The organism is Agrobacterium sp. T29 (assembly GCF_006970545.1).
Classification (GTDB): domain Bacteria; phylum Pseudomonadota; class Alphaproteobacteria; order Rhizobiales; family Rhizobiaceae; genus Agrobacterium; species Agrobacterium leguminum.
Window position 1 is genome coordinate 263351 of sequence record NZ_CP040640.1, and the last position, 16656, is coordinate 280006.

At 60.5% G+C, this 16656-nt stretch carries 19 protein-coding genes; 12 read left to right on the top strand and 7 right to left on the bottom strand.

Features of this window, described 5'->3' with window-relative positions; translation table 11 throughout:
* Nucleotides 1-6 precede the first annotated feature (6 nt).
* The 5 genes from FGF54_RS01315 to FGF54_RS01335 all read right to left on the bottom strand — a co-directional run bounded on the left by FGF54_RS01315 (nt 7) and on the right by FGF54_RS01335 (nt 4882).
* Entirely contained in the window at nt 7-1308 is a 1302-nt protein-coding gene (locus FGF54_RS01315) for a TRAP transporter large permease (protein ID WP_142778701.1), read from the bottom strand.
* 3 nt (nt 1309-1311) lie between these two features.
* On the bottom strand, nt 1312-1845 hold the full coding sequence (locus tag FGF54_RS01320) for a TRAP transporter small permease subunit (RefSeq protein ID WP_142778702.1): 534 nt from the start codon (nt 1843-1845) through the stop codon (nt 1312-1314).
* 81 nt (nt 1846-1926) lie between these two features.
* Nucleotides 1927-2907: a TRAP transporter substrate-binding protein gene (locus tag FGF54_RS01325; RefSeq protein ID WP_142778703.1), complete on the bottom strand. Its 981-nt coding sequence runs from the start codon at nt 2905-2907 to the stop codon at nt 1927-1929.
* Nucleotides 2908-3238: 331 nt separating this feature from the next.
* The gene (locus tag FGF54_RS01330; RefSeq protein ID WP_035263057.1) at nt 3239-4093 is read right to left on the bottom strand and encodes a D-amino-acid transaminase; all 855 of its coding nucleotides are present in this window, start codon (nt 4091-4093) and stop codon (nt 3239-3241) included.
* A gap of 15 nt (nt 4094-4108) precedes the next feature.
* Nucleotides 4109-4882 carry a LamB/YcsF family protein gene (locus tag FGF54_RS01335; protein ID WP_059760618.1) on the bottom strand — a complete coding sequence of 258 codons (774 nt, stop codon included), beginning with the start codon at nt 4880-4882 and terminating at the stop codon, nt 4109-4111.
* Between the two features lie 174 nt (nt 4883-5056).
* On the opposite strand from FGF54_RS01335, the gene pxpB reads away from it, so the two are divergent.
* The 8 genes from pxpB to FGF54_RS01375 all read left to right on the top strand — a co-directional run bounded on the left by pxpB (nt 5057) and on the right by FGF54_RS01375 (nt 11952).
* On the top strand, nt 5057-5782 hold the full coding sequence (gene pxpB, locus FGF54_RS01340; protein ID WP_142778704.1) for a 5-oxoprolinase subunit PxpB: 726 nt from the start codon (nt 5057-5059) through the stop codon (nt 5780-5782).
* Nucleotides 5779-6750, top strand: a complete 972-nt coding sequence (locus FGF54_RS01345) for a biotin-dependent carboxyltransferase family protein (RefSeq protein ID WP_142778705.1) — start codon at nt 5779-5781, stop codon at nt 6748-6750. Before pxpB ends, FGF54_RS01345 begins: the two co-directional genes overlap by 4 nt.
* Nucleotides 6747-7391 (top strand): GntR family transcriptional regulator, encoded by a 645-nt coding sequence (locus FGF54_RS01350; RefSeq protein WP_142778706.1) that lies wholly within the window; start codon nt 6747-6749, stop codon nt 7389-7391. The genes FGF54_RS01345 and FGF54_RS01350 overlap by 4 nt, the downstream gene beginning before the upstream one ends.
* On the top strand, nt 7388-8335 hold the full coding sequence (locus tag FGF54_RS01355) for a hydroxyacid dehydrogenase (protein ID WP_142778707.1): 948 nt from the start codon (nt 7388-7390) through the stop codon (nt 8333-8335). The genes FGF54_RS01350 and FGF54_RS01355 overlap by 4 nt, the downstream gene beginning before the upstream one ends.
* Nucleotides 8332-9573 (top strand): Zn-dependent hydrolase, encoded by a 1242-nt coding sequence (locus FGF54_RS01360; protein ID WP_142778708.1) that lies wholly within the window; start codon nt 8332-8334, stop codon nt 9571-9573. The genes FGF54_RS01355 and FGF54_RS01360 overlap by 4 nt, the downstream gene beginning before the upstream one ends.
* Before the next feature lie 12 nt (nt 9574-9585).
* Nucleotides 9586-10224, top strand: coding sequence for a GntR family transcriptional regulator (locus FGF54_RS01365; RefSeq protein ID WP_142778709.1), 639 nt, complete (start codon nt 9586-9588; stop codon nt 10222-10224).
* Nucleotides 10225-10324: 100 nt separating this feature from the next.
* The gene (locus FGF54_RS01370) at nt 10325-11491 is read left to right on the top strand and encodes a Xaa-Pro peptidase family protein (protein WP_142778710.1); all 1167 of its coding nucleotides are present in this window, start codon (nt 10325-10327) and stop codon (nt 11489-11491) included.
* 47 nt (nt 11492-11538) lie between these two features.
* A complete protein-coding gene (locus FGF54_RS01375) occupies nt 11539-11952 on the top strand; it encodes a VOC family protein (RefSeq protein ID WP_142778711.1) in 414 nt (137 codons plus the stop codon).
* A gap of 79 nt (nt 11953-12031) precedes the next feature.
* Here the strand turns inward: FGF54_RS01375 and FGF54_RS01380 are convergent, their stop codons facing one another.
* Together FGF54_RS01380 and FGF54_RS27125 are read right to left on the bottom strand one after the other, a co-directional pair.
* Nucleotides 12032-13210, bottom strand: a complete 1179-nt coding sequence (locus FGF54_RS01380) for a Xaa-Pro peptidase family protein (protein ID WP_142778712.1) — start codon at nt 13208-13210, stop codon at nt 12032-12034.
* Nucleotides 13179-13451 carry a hypothetical protein gene (locus tag FGF54_RS27125; protein ID WP_168207963.1) on the bottom strand — a complete coding sequence of 91 codons (273 nt, stop codon included), beginning with the start codon at nt 13449-13451 and terminating at the stop codon, nt 13179-13181. The genes FGF54_RS01380 and FGF54_RS27125 overlap by 32 nt, the downstream gene beginning before the upstream one ends.
* Before the next feature lie 178 nt (nt 13452-13629).
* On the opposite strand from FGF54_RS27125, the gene FGF54_RS01385 reads away from it, so the two are divergent.
* From FGF54_RS01385 to FGF54_RS01400, 4 genes are all read left to right on the top strand, one after another.
* On the top strand, nt 13630-14253 hold the full coding sequence (locus tag FGF54_RS01385) for an urea carboxylase-associated family protein (RefSeq protein ID WP_142778713.1): 624 nt from the start codon (nt 13630-13632) through the stop codon (nt 14251-14253).
* Nucleotides 14250-15053 (top strand): amino acid ABC transporter ATP-binding protein, encoded by an 804-nt coding sequence (locus tag FGF54_RS01390; RefSeq protein WP_142778714.1) that lies wholly within the window; start codon nt 14250-14252, stop codon nt 15051-15053. Before FGF54_RS01385 ends, FGF54_RS01390 begins: the two co-directional genes overlap by 4 nt.
* A 5-nt stretch (nt 15054-15058) precedes the next feature.
* The gene (locus FGF54_RS01395) at nt 15059-15715 is read left to right on the top strand and encodes an amino acid ABC transporter permease (protein ID WP_142778715.1); all 657 of its coding nucleotides are present in this window, start codon (nt 15059-15061) and stop codon (nt 15713-15715) included.
* A 123-nt stretch (nt 15716-15838) separates the two neighbouring features.
* Entirely contained in the window at nt 15839-16627 is a 789-nt protein-coding gene (locus FGF54_RS01400) for a transporter substrate-binding domain-containing protein (protein WP_142778716.1), read from the top strand.
* Nucleotides 16628-16656 lie beyond the last annotated feature (29 nt).

Below are 16656 nucleotides of genomic sequence, written 5' to 3' on the forward strand. Positions count from 1 at the left end.
TTTGCGTCAGTTACTCGCCAGCATGTCCGGAACGATCGAAACGATTTCCGGGAAGACGGCGATGAGCAGGACAAAGGCGCACATGATGAAGAAGAACGGCATGGTCGCGCGGGTAATGCGGGCCATGCTGTCGCCGGTCAGGCGCTGGATGACGGTGAGGTTGAAGCCGACGGGCGGCGAGACCTGCGCCATCTCCACCACGATGACGATGAATATGCCGAACCAGACCTTGCTGTAACCGGCCGCCATGACCAGCGGCAGGGTGATCGGCAGCGTCATGACGATGCAGCCCAGCCCTTCCATCACCGTGCCGAGGATGATGTAGAAGATCAGGAGCACGATGATGAGCATGAATGGCGAAAGGCCCCAGCCCTCGATGATGCCGGCGATATAGCGCGGCATGCCGAGATAACCGATGACGGTCGACAGGAACATCGCGCCGACCATGATGAGGCCGATCATGGCGCAGGAATCGGCCGCCTGTTTCGCCGCCTGCATGAGGTTCGAAAGGTTCAGCGTCTTCTGGAAAGCGCCGATGAGGATTGCGCCGCCGACGCCGACTGCGGCTGCTTCCGTCGGCGAGGCGATGCCGCCATACATCGAGCCGACCACGCCGATGATGAGCAGCAGCAGCGGCCCCAGATCCTTCAACGCCACCAGCTTTTCGATGAAGGTGGTGGGCGCGAGGGCCTCACCGACAAGGGCCGGATTCATCAGCGCCCGGATGCCGATATAGCCCATATAGGATGCGGCCATCAGCAGGCCCGGCAGGATGCCCGCCATGAACAGCTTCAGGATCGATTCCTCCGCCATGACCCCATAGATGATCATGATCGTCGATGGCGGGATGAGAAAGCCCAGCGTTCCCGCCCCCGCAAGGCTGCCGGTGATGAGGTCGCGGTTATAACCGCGCGAAATAAGTTCCTTTGCGGTGATGCGCCCGACCGTTGCCGTGGTGGCCGCGGATGAGCCGCAGACGGAGGCGAAGAGCGTGCAGCCGAGAACGGTGATATGGGCAAGCCGGCCGGGTACATGCCGAAGCCAGGGGGCGAGACCGGAGAAAAGCGCCTCTGAAATCTTCGTTCGGAACAGGATTTCCGCCATGAAGATGAAGAGCGGCAGGGCCAGCATTTCCGGCGAAACCAGCGTGTTCCAGGTTTGCTGGGCCAGCAGCTTGAAAAGCGGCAAAGCGGGGCGATAGAGTGCGGCCAGCGCCGCCCCGGTGCCGACGAGGCCAAGGCCGATCCAGACCCCCGTACCCAGAATGAGCGTCATCAGGCCGAGCAGGCTGAAGGTGATCTTTCCCATGATTTATTCCAGTCCCGGGCCGGTTGAAAGTGTTTCGCCACGAAGAAGCCGCAGGAACTGCGCCAGCATCTGCAAATTCAGGATGATCGCGCCGATTGCGAGCGCGCTCTGCGGATAGACGAGCGGAATGCGGATGACCGACGAGGAGGTCGAACCGCGCAGCGCGGACAGAACGGCCATGTCCGTCAATGCGACCGAAAGCGCAACGCAGATAACAAGGCCGACAAGGCATGCCACCATATCCAGCCGCCTTGCGCCGGTTGAAGAAAGTGTCTCGCCTATTGCGGTGACGCGGACATGCGAACCGGATTTCAGCGCGCTGGCGCCGGCGAGCATGAAGCTCGTGGCCATCAGGTAAGCGGCGACATCCCAGGCGAATGGCAGGGAATAGCCGGCAAGGTTTCTGAGAAGGATTTCGCAGGCGATGAGAATGAAAATGCCGAGGAGAGACAGGGCTGCAAGCAGATTTGCAGCCTCCGTCAACCGGTCGATCGGCGTTATGATGGCAGCGAATGCGGGACTGGCTGGATTTCTCATGATGTTTCTCCGGAGTGCGCAGAAGGAGACGGACAGCCGGCCGGGATCGCCGGCTGCCCTTTCATTTCCGACGGGAGAAAGTCAGTTGCGCGCCTTCAGATAGGCTTCGACATAGGGCGCGGCATCGGGCACGCGCTTGAGAAAATCGTCCCACAACGGCTTGGCGCGCTCGATGAGGGCGGCCTTGAGTTCGGGAGAAGGCGACGTGACGGTAATGCCCTTTTCCTTCAGGGTGGCGAGCTTGGTTTCATCCTCGGCCCGGCTGACCAGCCAGAATTCGCCCTCGAGTTTCTTCGATGCCTGTTCGATCGCCGCCTGATTTTCTGGCGACAGGGCATTCCAGGCATCGAGATTGACGGTGACGATGTTGGAAGATGCCTGCCAGTTGAAGGTGCTCATGTTTTTCATGAACTCCCAGAAAGCGCCGTCGACACCGGACGAAGAGGAGGTCGTGACACCGTTGATGGTGCCGGCGGCCAGCGACGGCACGACTTCGCCCCATGGCATCTGAACGGGAAGAGCGCCAAGGGCGTGGAAGAAATTATGACCGTTCGCATCGACGACGCGGATCTTGAGGCCGTTGACGTCTTCAATTTTTTCGATCGGTTTCGGCGCATAGACGGCCTGTCCCGGCCACGGCACCATGTAAAGCAGCTTCTGGTTCATCGAGGTTGCGACTTCCTCGATCTTGGGGCGGAAGAATTTGTGCAGCAGCGCGAGGTCAGGCATCGTCGGGGCCAGATATGGCAGCGTCTCGACACCTAGTACCGGTGCTTCACCCACCTGCTGGCTCATCAGAATATCGGCGATGGGAACGATGCCGTCGCGCACGGCGGTCATGCCTTCCGGGCCCTTGATGCCAAGTGACCCGCCGGAATGCACGGTGATGGCGACCTCGCCATTCGTGACGGTCTTTACGGTTTCAGCGAATTTTACCGCGTTCTTGGTGTGAAAATTACCTTCCGGCCAAACGACCGACATGTCCCAGGCCGTTTCGGCGGTCGCGGAGGTTGCAAAGCCGGCAATCGTCAAAGCCAGCCCGGCGAGAATTGCGTTTTTCATGGTTGTGATCCCCTCACTTATTGTTTCCGGCTCGCCCTGTCCCTTGGCGACAGGACGGCGCGGTTATTTTCGGTATACAGCACGTACTCCGAATGAAGGGGACTATATGGGCGTTTTTTGAGCGGCGCAATAAGGTGATTAATCTTTGTTCGATTTCGAACGGATTCCTTGCCCACCAGCCTTTGCAGTGCTGGCGTCAGTGGACTGCATTTCAGGGAAATTACCGAAAAGGCGCGGATCGGCAGGCAAGGGGTTGCCGCTGTGTGCCGAATAGGGGGCCAGGCGTGCGGAGCCGCCGGGGTGCGGCGGCTCGCTGAATGCAGGCTGAAAATCAGATCGCCGATGCGAGGCGGGTCTTTATGTAAAGCTCACGCAATGTCTTCGAGACCGGGCCGGGCTTGCCGTCACCGATGATGGCTTCGTCGATCTTGACGACCGGCATGGCAAAATTTGTCGCCGATGTGATGAAGGCTTCGGCTGCATCCTTAGCCTCATCCACCGTAAAGGCGCGCTGTTCGACGGCAATTCCCGCGCCCTGCGCAAGATCGAGAATGCTTCCGCGGGTGATGCCGTGCAGAAGTGCGTTGGAAAGTTCGCGCGTGACCAGCGTGCCGTCTTTTTTGACGATATGCGCATTGGCGGCACTGCCTTCGGTCACGAAACCATCCTCCACTAGCCATGCATCGTCCGCGCCGCGTTTCAGCGCCTCCATCTTGGCCATCGAGGGGTAGAGAAGCTGTACCGTCTTGATGTCGCGTCGCTCCCAGCGCCAGTCCGGCATGGTGGCGATGGCAATGCCGGTTTCCGTGCGCGGATTGTCCAGCACGGGTTTTGCCTGGGTGAACAGGGTTATCGTCGGCGTGGCATTGGCGGGAAAAGCGAAATCGCGATCCGCCACACCGCGGGAGATCTGCAGATAGATCAGGCCTTCGTCCATGTGGTTCAGGCGGACGATTTCACGGTGAACGGCCAGAAGTTCCTCCGCTTCGAGCGGGCAGGTCAAGCCGAGTTCGGCGAGCGAGCGCTGAAGGCGGGCGCTGTGGCCGGCATAATCGATCAGCTTCCCGCCGATCACGGCGGTGACTTCATAAATGGCGTCCGCGAACAGAAAGCCGCGGTCGAAAACGGAAACCTTGGCGTCGGCTTCGGCAAGCCAGTCGCCGTTCAGATATACAATGCGTGTCAATGGAACGTCCCCGGATCAGGTGTTTGGTGTGGCGAAAGGAGCAAATTGCAGCCCGTGTCGGGCGAGCGACGAACGAAGGGCGCGCGCCATATCCACGGCGCCCCGCGTATCGCCGTGAACGCAGATGGTGGCGGCTTCCACCGGCAGTTTTTTTCCGCCCGTTGTCGGGATTACGCCGTCGCAGACCATGGACAGAACCTGATCCACACTCTGGTTGGGATCGTGGATCACTGCACCCTGCATCTGTCGGGAGGTGAGCATTCCCGCATCGTCATAGGTGCGGTCGGCATAAACTTCGCAGGCAACGCGCAGCCCCGCTTTTTCGGCGGCCTTCATGGTTTCCGAATAGGGCAGCGTAATGAAGACCAGCGAGGGATCCACCGCCTTGATGGCCCGGATGCAGACCTGCGCGAGATCTTGATCGACGGCAGCCATGTTGCCCAGCGCCCCATGGGTTTTGACATGGGTGATGGGCCAGGAAAGCGCAGCCGCCATGCCCTGCATTGCGGCGATCTGGTAGATAAGCTGGGCCTCCACATCCTCGGGGCGTTCGCCGGATATACGGCGGCGGCCGAAGCCGTAAATATCCATGAAAGACGGGTGGGCGCCGACCGCGATGCCCCTTGCCTTGGCGGCGAGAATGGTGTCGCGCATGACAACCGGATCGCCGGCATGAAAACCACAGGCGATGTTTGCCGTGGTAATCAGCTCCATCATGGCTTCGTCTTCGCCCATGGTCCAGGCCCCGAAGCTTTCTCCCATATCGCAGTTCAGATCGATCGTCGCCATAGCCCCTCTTTCCGGGCGAGACGTTGCCCGGTCCCGTCCAGTTCATACGCGTGATATCAGGCAGCACGCATTCATTGCATCTTTTCATTGACATACAATTGGTATACTGAAATAGCAAGGAAGGATTGGCGGGAGAATCGAATTCGCATGCGTGGACGTGAGGGAGTTTAATCGATGGGCGGCAAATTTCCGCGCATTCTTGCTTGTGGTGACAGCGCCCTGTCCGTTGAACTCGCCGATACCATCGATGAAGCGGTGAGCGAGCGCATCATCGCGCTTGCGGCAAATCTCACTGCAACGCCCGTGGAGGGCATCGAGGAACTGGTGCCGACCTACCGGTCCCTCATGGTCATCTATGATCCGTCCGTCATTCGCGGCCATGCGCTTGACCGGGAGTTGCACCGGCGCCTGATGGTGCTGACGGTGAACAGCGTTCCGGCCAGACGCTTCGATGTTCCTGTGGTTTATGGCGGATCGGTCGGGCTTGACCTGCAGGAACTGGCGGACATGAAGGAGATGACGCCTGCCGCCCTGATCGAGCTGCACGCATCCGCTGAATATCGTGTCTATATGATCGGTTTCGCGCCGGGTTTTGCCTATCTCGGCGGCCTGCCCGAACAATTGCATACGCCGCGTCTTGCCACGCCACGCCAGCGGATCGAGGCAAGTGCGATTGGAATCGGCGGCAAGCAGGCAAGCATCAATTCCGTGCCGGGGCCAAGCGGATGGCGCTTCATCGGCCGCACGCCGCTTCGGCTTTTCGACCCGCATCGCCCGCAGCCGTTTCTGTTGCAGGCCGGAGACCGGGTCCGTTTTCGGCCGGTGAGCGAAGACGAGGCCGCAGAGCTCGACCGGGCGGTCGCCGCCGGCCAGCCCGTCATGGAGGCGCAGCTTTCATGAGTTTTCTCGTCATCCAGCAGATAGGGCCGATGGCCACCGTTCAGGATCTCGGCCGCAGGGGATTGAGCCATGCCGGTGTTTCGGGTTCAGGCCCGATGGATATGCCTTCTTTTCGTATTGCGAACGCGCTGGTCGGCAATGTCGAAAACAGCGCGGCAATAGAATTTGGCGGCACCGGAGGCAGCTTTTCCGTTTTGCGGCCGGCACGCATCGCCGTGACCGGAGGCGCGGTCGATATCCGCATCGGCAAACGAAAGCTGTCGCCCTGGGAGAGCTATACTCTTTTGCCCGATGACGTGCTTTCGATCGGCGCCCTGCGCGATTGCGTCTGGGGCTATCTCGCCGTCTCCGGGGGCGTGGATACCGTGCCTGTGCTCGGTTCGCGTGCCACCCATGTGCGAACGGGTCTCGGCGGTTACGAAGGGCGTCGTTTGCAGGCGGGTGACCGTCTGCCACTCGGCCAGGATAATCCCGGCGTAAATCTGGCGCTCCGGCAACTCTGGCGGCGGTCCGGCGGTCCTGTCCGTATTGTTCCCGGTCCACAGGACGACTATTTCTCTGCCGAAACCCAGCGGGCTTTCCTGAAAACCTCCTTCATCGTTTCGCCCGCCCGGGATCGCATGGCGCAGATGCTGGACGGACACGCCGTTCATGCCGAAGGCGGGCACGATATCGTCTCCGACGGAACCTGCGCGGGATCGATACAGGTCCCGTCGTCGGGACGGCCCATCGTGCTGATGGCGGAGCGCCAGACGACAGGCGGCTATCCGAAAATCGCAACGGTCGCCACCGTCGATCTGCCCCGGCTTGCGCAGGTTCCGAGCGGCCGACATGTCTCTTTCGCGGCCATTTCACGGGAAAAAGCCGAAGAGCTTCTGATTGCGGAGCGCACGGTCTTGCGCGAACGCCTGGCAAATCTGGTAGAAAAGCCGGAAACGGATGATGTTTCAGGAGGTATGCCATCATGAATCAGCCACTTGCCAAGCAGGCTTATGGGAAGATCATCGAAATGATCCTGTCCGGTGCGCTGACGCCGGGTGACGCTTTGCAGGAAGCGAAACTGGGTGATCTGCTGGACATGTCCCGGACGCCCGTGCGTGAGGCGATCAAGCGGATCGAGGCCGAGGGTCTCGCCACGCAGGAAGGACGATTTCTCAAGATCCGCCGGCTGAAGGCGGAAGAGGTCAAGGAGATTTTCTTCCTTCGTCAGGTTCTGGAGACCCATTGCGCCAGACAGGCGGCGATGGCCCGGCCGGAGCTCGGCGAGCTGGAAGCCCGGATACGGCATTTGCAACAGCATGGCCCCGGCGAGGACGATGAGCAGCGCCGCGTGGACGATGCTTTCCACCGGACGCTCGCCCTTTCCACGGGCAGTGAGATGATGGTGAGCACGATCGAGGATTTGCGCCGCCGTACCTGCATGTTCGACCATGCCCAGGTGCCGGATCGTTTTCTGAAAAGCTGCGACGAACATCTGGAGATGATTGCCGCCCTGCGCGCCGGCGACGGTGAACGGGCAGGCTCGCTCATGGCCCGCCATATCGTTCACGCCCGCGACGCCATTCTTGAGAAACTGGAACAATTTCCCGAAAGGAACAGGGACGCATGAAATGCCTTATTGTCCAGCCTATTCATGCCGACGGCCTCGCCCTTCTGCGTGAGGCGGGGGTTGAGCCGGTTTTGTGTCCAAAACCGGACATGACGACCGTGGCCGCAATGATCAAGGGTTGCGATGCCGTCATCACGCGCGATGCGGGCCTGTCCGCATCGGCCATCGAGGCTGGCGACAGGCTGCGGGTCATCGCCGTTCACGGCACGGGCCATGATGCTGTCGACAAGGAAGCGGCGACGGCGAAGGGCGTTCTGGTCTGCAACACCCCCGGCGCCAATGCCCGCTCGGTTTCCGAGCTGGCGCTCGGTCTGGCACTGGCTGCCGCAAGACGTATTCCCGCTGCCGACCGCAGCGAAAGGGCCGGGGTCCATGGCTTTCGTGAGACGGAGAGTTTTTCCGAATTGTCCGGCAAGACGGCGCTTATCGTCGGCTGGGGGGCGATTGGCGCCGGGCTCGGCCGGATGCTGAAGGCTGCTCTGGATATGCGGGTGCTGGTTTATTCGCCGCGGGTCGCCGATCTCGATGGCTTCGAACGGGCGGACAGTCTTGAAGACGGGCTGAGACAGGCCGATCTGATTTCCCTGCATACGCCGCTCCGTGCGGAAACACGCGGTCTGTTCGGAGAGCAGGCCATTTCAGCGGTGAAACCGGGCGCGATACTTATCAACACGGCACGGGCGGGACTGGTGGATGAGGCGGCCCTTGCCCGCGCCATCGAAACCGGCCGCATAGCCGCAGCCGGGCTGGATGTTTATTCGCCTGGTGCGCCGACCGGACCTCTGGCCGCCGGCGGCCGGGTGATTTTCACACCGCATCTTGGCGGCACGACGCTGGAAGCGCTTCGCCGCGTGGCTCTCGGCTCTGCAAGGCATGTTTTGACGGCGCTTGCGGGCGAACGCCCGGTCACTGCGCTCAATGCGCCGCAGGAGATGATGGCATGACGCAAGCCGTGATCGCAGAGACGGTCGACCGTCTGCTGGACCGCATCAATGCCATTTCAGCGGAAGGCCCCGGTTTTACCCGGCCTTCCTACAGCGCTCTGGAAAGCGAAGCGCATCAGGTGATTGCCGAAGAATGTGAAGCCCTTGGCCTCACTGTTACGCAAGATGCCGCACTGAACCTGTTTGCCCGGTTGCCCGGTAGAGACCGGCAGGCCACACCGCTTTATATCGGCTCGCATCTCGATACGGTTCCGATGGGCGGCGCTTATGATGGCACGGCAGGTGTGGTGGGCGCCATGGCACTCGTCACCGCATTCGTGAAAAGCGGACAGGCACCGCCGGCAGATATCGTCGTGACGGTGACGAGAGCGGAGGAGAGCGTCTGGTTTCCAGTCTCCTATATCGGGTCACGTGCGGCGCTTGGCCGGCTCACGGCGCCGGAAATGCAGGCGCGTCGCGCCGACAGCGGCAGAACACTCGCCGAGCACATGAAGGAACTCGGGGGCGACCCGGACGCCGTCCTGCGCGGGCCGGGACTGCCGCCGGCGCGTTTCGTCGAATTGCATATCGAGCAGGGGCCGGTGCTCGACAATGCCGGCGAGGCTTTTGGCGTCGTCGATGGCGTGCGCGGCGGCCTGCGTTACCGTGAAGCACGGATTGAAGGGGTCTGGGCCCATTCCGGCGGCGCGCCGCGTGATGCTCGCTCGGATGCCGTTTTTGCCCTTGCGGATCTCATCGTCGCCATGGACAGGGCCTGGGAAGGAATTCTGGCGGAAGGGCACGATCTTGCCGTGACCTTCGGCCGGGTGGATGCGGCAAGCGGTGAACATGCTTTCGCCAAGGTTCCGGGCCGGGTGGATTTCTGCATCGATATCCGCAGCGCCGACGATGCGGTGCTGGACCGGGTGGATGGCATTTTCCGACAGGAAATCGAGAAGATCGAAAAACGAAGGGGCGTGCGCGTCGTCACCGGCGTCCAGTCCCGCAGCAAGCCCACCCGTCTGTCTTCCACTCTCGGCCGGCAGATAGTCGTTGCGGCCGAACGGACCGGCATCTCGCCCCGGCAGATGTTATCGGGCGGCGGGCATGATGCGGCGGCATTTGCCCAGGCGGGATGGGAATCGGTGATGGTCTTTCTGCGGAACTGGAACGGCAGCCATAACCCGGATGAGGCCATGGATCCGGCCGATCTGGCGCATGCCGTTGATATTCTGCGACAGACATGGTCGGCTCGGTAAAGGGGAGAGAGCATGAGCGAAAAGGAAACTTTGACCCAGCAGGCCTATACGGATGTCAAACAACGCATTCTGGAGGGCAAGTTCAAAGCCGGCGACGTTCTGACGGAAAGAGCCCTGGCGCTCGAATCCGGCATTTCCCGCACGCCGCTGAGGGCGGCAATCTCCCGGCTTGAAAAAGAGGGCGTGATTTCGCGGCTTGCCAATGGCGCATTGATGGTTCGGCCCGTCACGGTGGAGCAGCTGCTGGAAATCGTGCAGATACGGCGCTTGCTGGAGAGCGCTGCGGCGGCACGCGCCGCTGAGCGTCCCTTTCCCGAGGCGCTCGAACATTCGCGGCAAATCATGCAGGCTTATGCGGATGGCAGGAACGTGGCCTTCGATCAGTTCTGGCTGGACGACGACCAGTTTCACGAGGCCGTGGCCGCTGCCGCCGGGCTTGAGCTTTTGCCTGCCATGCTGACCGAAATGCGCAGTATCGCCCGACGTTGCACCATCACCCGCACGCATGACCGTTTTGCCGAGCAGGCGCGTGAACATATTGCGGTTATCGACGCCATCCAGGCGCAGGATCCGCAGAAGGCTTCCGCCGCCATGGAGGCGCATTTCGAAAGCGTGAAAAGCCGTTTTCTGGGGTGGCTGAGCCGCCCCTGAAACCGGCAGCCGCCAGCGCTTTTTCTTTCTTCATTCCGGTCTTGAGACGCTTTTGCCAGCTTCTCATGCAAAAGCCAAGCACGACGATATGGACAGTTTCATGCAGGAATTCGCCGATTTGCAGGGGTGTGACGCCTCTTTCCCCAGGGAGGAGTTCGCCGCGAGGCAAGATCGTGCGCGCGCCGCCATCCGCAATGCGGGTCATGAAGCGCTCGTCGTCACCGGTCCTGAAAACATCTACTGGCTGACCGGGCGGCAGACGGCCGGATATTTTGCTTTCCAGGCGCTGATCATGCCGGTGAATGGTCCGCCGACGCTTCTCGTCCGGCAGCTTGAACTGGCAGGATCCATCGCCAATACCTGGCTGGACGACGTCGTCGCCTATCAGGATGGCGGAAACCCGGCGGTGGCCCTGGTCGATCTCTTGAAAAAGCGGCATATCGAGCGGCCGGCCATAGAATTGGATGGCTGGTTTGTTTCTCCGGTACTTGCCGCAAAAATCGCGGAGCAGATGGGTGTTGCGTCGATACCGGACGGTTCCTCCATTCTTTCGCCGCTGCGGACGATAAAGTCCGCAGCCGAGCTGGAGGCCATTCGGATGGCGGCGGGTTACACCGAGGCGGGGCTTTCGGCCGGCATTGCCGCCTGCGCCGCCGGAACCGACGAAAACGCGATAGCCGCCGCCATGCTGGATGCCGCCACAAGGGCGGGCTCGGAAGTCATGGCCATGGAGCCGCTCGTATCTTCCGGGCCGCGCAGCGGTTTGCCCCACATGACCTGGAGACGCCGCAAGCTTGAGAATGGCGATGCGGTTTTTCTGGAACTCGCCGCCTGCCATGCGCGCTATCACGCCGCGTTGATGCGTACCGTGTGGATCGGTTCTCCGCCCGCCGAGGCCCGGCGAATGATGGATTGCGCGTTGAAAGCCCTTGATGCGGCGCTGGCCGCCATTCGGCCCGGTGTTTCATGCGCCGAACCGCACGAGGCCGCGCAACGTGTGATCGACGCGGCAGGTTACAATGCCGCCTTCCGCAAACGCATCGGTTATTCCATGGGAACCGCTTTCGCGCCGGACTGGGGCGAAGGCGCGCTGTTGAGCCTGTTTACCGGCGTCGACAGGATAATCGAGCCCGGCATGGTGTTCCACCTGCCAGCCACCCTGCGCAGCTATGGCGTGTGGACGGTTGGCGCATCCGAAACGGTCATCGTGACAGAGACAGGGGCCGAACCTCTCTCCAGCCTGCCGCGTGACCTGACCATCCGCTGATGGCCCGATAGCGGCCATTCCCCTTTAAAAATTGAAAGGAGTCCGAAATGCGTTCACTTTTTCACCTTGCCTATCACGTCACCGACCTCGATGAAACGCGTCGCTTCTATGGCGGCATTCTCGGCTGCGAGGAAGGCCGTTCCACCGATACCTGGGTGGATTTCGACTTTTTCGGCCACCAGATATCGATGCATCTGGGCAAGCCGTTCGAGGTTACCCGGACCGGCAAGGTCGGCAATCACATGGTGATGATGCCGCATCTCGGTGTGGTCCTGCCTCTCGATGACTGGTTCGCACTTTCCAAGCGTCTGGAAGATGCCGGCGTGGCCTTCGATATTCCGCCGGTCGTCCGCTTTGAAGGCGAGCCGGGGGAACAGCGCACCATGTTCTTCTTTGATCCGAGCGGCAATCCGATCGAGGTGAAGGGCTTCAAGGATTTCGACGGCGTTTTCGCCCACTAAAACAAAAAACAAGGGGCGGCTGTTGGCCGCCCCCGATGGACTCTGTGCCCGCATACCGGCGGTCGCCTTGCCGGAAACATTACCACCAGTGGCTGGGCGAACGGGTCAGAAGCTCGTTGCCGTCGCGCCCGACGATGATGATATCCTCATAAAAAGCCGCGCCGACACCGTCGAGCGAAAGGAAGGATTCGATACCGAACACCATGTTTTCCTCGGCGATATCTTCAGGCTGCGACATGCTGGTTGAAATTCTCGGCTGTTCGAAGCCGAGACCGATGCTGTGACCGTAGAACGGGAAGTTCTTCATGATGGCGGATACCGAGCCGCCGAAGGCCTGCGTCAGACGGTCACCCTCAGCAGCAATATCGATGAGCTTCACGCCCGGCCGCATCATGTCGGAAAGACGATGAACGATATTGGCCGCGGCTTCGATCAACCGTCGCTGGTCCGCTGTCGGTTTGCCGCATATGCCGGTGCGGCCGGGGTCGAGATAATAGCCCTGAAAAAATGCCGCATGGATGGTGCCCGTGACGATGTCGCCGGGCTTTGGTGTGTCCGCGCTATAGCCGGTCAGGGGAAAACGCTGGTCGAAACCCAGCGTTTCGCCATGGTTGCAGCCGATCATCTGTAGCCGGCCGCCGCGACGCACCACTTCACGGGCCGCTTCTCCCGCCGCTTCCTGCTCTGAAAGGCCGCCGGTCAGGCCTTCCATCAACCTGTTCAGGCCGGCAGTCGCGCCTTCGCCGGCAACGCGATAGCACTCCAGTTCCTTCAGGCTTTTGATGCGCCGGACGGAGCGGATCAGATCGTCCTCGGCTACCCACTCAATGTCTGGAGCGTCCTGAAGCAATTGCTGGTAATATTTGACGGGGATGAACTGCGTGCCGACGATTGCGACACGCCCTTTGATGCCCCTTTCGACCAGGGCTTTCGCCACGCTTCGGAAAGGATGGCTGGAACAATGCGTATCGCGGATCGAGACGAGATCGGTGCGCACTTCCGGCTCATCGATATGAAGCTGCGGCTCTTGGCCCTGCTGTAGAATGACCCCGGAAAAGGACCGGGCGGTCCATATCAGGGAGTCCATGCCGCCGCTGATGGCGTAGTGGTTGGAAAGATAGAGTATGTCACCGCAATTGTCCGTGGTGCCGCCGCCCCGGCCGAAGACCACCGCTGTTTCATAGCCACGGCGCTGCATTTCCCGCAAAACCCGCTGCCAGCGGCTTTCATATTCCTCGATCGCAAAATACCGGATCACGCGTTCCACTCCATTCAATCTGCTGTTCTGCCGGGCGGTCTTCGCGCGCCGATCCACCGGGACCTGCGGCAAACTCGGACAGCATTTCCATCAATGCGCGGTCCTCCCGGAGAAGCCCGCATTTGCGGATTGCGACCGGAAGATCGCCGGGCCGGATTTTTAGGTACACCAAACGTATCCCGTGATTGATGGCAGTGCAAGCGAATGATGCGGGAGGCATAAATGATGCAATTTTGTGCATTTTAATGCTCGTTTTATGGCTGTTTAGCCTAATATATTTGCTATAAATAATTGAAAATCTTTATTGAATTCCGTTGGTATACTGAATATAAATTGTTTCGACCGAGCGGTATCGATCCGGGTCTATCGCCTGCTTGCCGCCGTCTCACCGGTTTCATCATTCCTTCCAACGGTGTCCGATGACTGAAAATGTGCAGAATTTATTGGCAGGTCATGGCGCAGCCTATCGCATGCTGGCCGGCGAGGTCGCCATCGTTACGAATTCCCACGGAAACCAGGTCGTGGATGCGTGGGCTGTTGCGGCAGCCGATCCATCCGAGATCAGCTCGATGGATCATACGCGCTCGGTAAACAGCAATATCTTCATCGAGCGCGGCATGGGTGTCTTCAGCAACCGTAGAAGAGCCATGATGACGCTGGTGAGCGACAGTGCCGCCCTGCGGCATGATACGCTGCTCTGCCCATGCAATGCGGATCTTTACCGGCAACTGGGATGCGAGGGTTTTCATCGCAGCTGTTCCGGAAATTTCCATGAGGCGCTGGCGGAGAAGGGTCTTGCCGTCGCCCAGACGCCGGCATCTCTCAACCTTTTCATGAATGTGGCGGTGAACACCGATGGCAGTCTCGACCGTCGCCCGCCGGCGTCCGCGGCGGGTGACCATGTGGCACTGAGGGCCGAGATGGATTTGCTGCTCGTGCTGTCCGCCTGTCCGCAGGACATTACGGAGATCAACGGTGTGGACCGCACACCGAGGGATGTCGCGGTGCAGATCGTCGATGAATACAAGGAGACGACCCCATGACCGGACCGGTTTTGAACCTGCGGGATATCCGCAAGAGCTTCGGGGAAAACGAGGTTCTGAAAGGCGTCTCGCTCAGTGTCGAACCGGGTGAGGTCGTATCCATCATCGGCGCGAGCGGTTCGGGCAAGAGCACCTTCCTGCGTTCGATAAACGGTCTGGAAATGCCGCAGTCGGGCTATCTCGAATTCGAGAACCTGTCTTTCGATTTTCGGCCGGAATCGCGATTTTTCCCGACGCCCTCGCAGCTGCAGGCCCTGCGCACCCGCGTCGGCATGGTGTTTCAGAGTTACAATCTCTGGCCGCATATGACGGTTCTGGAAAATGTCATCCATGCTCCGGTCCGGCTGCTGAAACGACCCAAAAACCAGGCTGTCGAAGAGGCGGAGGCTCTGCTTTCCCGCATCGGCCTTTATGAGAAACGCCACAGCTATCCGGCACGCCTGTCCGGCGGCCAGCAGCAGCGCGTCGCCATCGCCCGGGCGCTCGCCATGAAACCGCGCCTGATGCTTTTCGATGAGGTGACCTCCGCGCTCGATCCCGAACTTGTCCATGAGGTGCTGGTGCTGATGGCTTCGCTGGCGGCGGACGGCATGACCATGCTGCTGGTGACCCATGAAATTGCCTTTGCCCGCGACGTTTCATCGCGTGTGCTCTTTTTCGACAAGGGCGTCATCGCTGAAACCGGCGCGCCCGACATTCTTCGCAATCCGCAGAGCGATCGCCTGCGGCAATTTCTTCACCGCATTTTGCATGACCAGCTTGCCCCCAGCGGCGCAGCAGATGGCGCCGGGGGAGCGTGACGACGATGGCGAATTTTATCGACGAAGTGCAGCTTTACGGTCCGGGCTTTCTGCTGGCTGCCTGGACGGTGTTCTGGCTGACGATCCTGACCATTATCGTCAGCTGGGGCTGCGGCCTGCTTGCGGCGCTCAGCCATCGTTCGCCATGGCGCGCGGTGCGCGCCGCCTCCGCCTTCTACGTCTGGTTCGTTCGCGGCACGCCAACCCTGATCCAGGTTTTCATCATCTATTTCGGCCTGCCGCAATTCGGCGTGAAGCTCTCGCCCTTCACCGCCGGCGTGCTGGCGCTCGGCGTCAATAGCGGCGCCTATGTCGCGGAAATCATCCGGGGAGGGCTGTCCGCCATCCCGCGCGGGCAGACGGAATCGGCTCTGGCGCTGGGGTTCAGCCCGGCGGAAACCATGCGTAGCATTATCCTGCCGCAGGTATTCCGCATCATCCTGCCTTCGGTCACGAATGAAGCCATTTCGACGTTGAAGAATACATCGCTGCTGTCGACGATCACTGTCGTGGAGCTGACGCTCTATGCCCAGACGCTGATTGCCGCAACATTCAGACCTTTCGAGTTCTATATCGCCGTGGCCGTCATCTATCTCCTGCTTACGACGGTGCTGACACAGCTCGCAGCCTTGCTGGAACGCCGTTATGCCCTTTCAAGCTGAGGCCCCGACGGTTCTCAGCAATGCCTGAAATATCCGGCGGAGCGATCCGCAGGATCGACTGCGGGTGACGCCAATGTCGCCTGACGAACAGGAAAATTCAAAAAATCAATAAGGGAACGAGTCATGAAATTCAAATCTATCGCATTTGCCGTCGCCGCACTCGCTGCGACCATCACCAACGCTCCGGCGTTTGCCGCAGAGCTTGAATTGCTGGAGCCCGGGAAGCTGCAGGTCGCAACGGAAGGAACCTTTTCGCCCTTCAGCATGCGCGCTCCGGATGGAACGCTCGACGGTCTGGAAATCCGCGTGATGAAGGAAGTGGCGAAGCGCCTCGACCTCACCTACACGCCGGTTCTGATCAAATGGGACTCCCTGCTGGTCGGTCTTCAGGCGGATCAGTACGATATCATCAGCGCTTCCATGGATATAACCGAAGAGCGGCAGAAGCGCGTTACCTTTGCCAATGGCTGGCTGGAATCGGGCGGTCGCATCGTCGTCCAGAAGGGCTCGACCATCAAAAGCGCCGCTGATCTCAAAGGCAAGACCGTCGGTGCGCTCGTCTCTTCCACCTTCGCAAAAATTGCCGAGGAAAAGGGTGCGGTCGTCAAAGGATACAAGGCTGAATCGGACGCGATGCAGGACCTCGTCAACGGCAATATCGACGCGACCATTACCGATGCGATCGCCGGTGCATGGGCGATCAAGAATTCCGGTCTTCCCCTCGAAATGACGCCGGATTTCGTCAGCCACGTCCAGAAAGGTTTCGCCATCAAGAAGGGCAAGCCCGAGCTGGTGAAGGCGGTGAACAAGGCGCTCGCCGACATCGTGGCCGACGGCACCTATGCGAAGCTGACCGTGGAACTCGTGGGTTTCGATCCGGCGCCGAAAGACCCGATCAAGAGCCTCGAATAAGCGTCCGGTCGCTAAGACCGCCTCCCGGT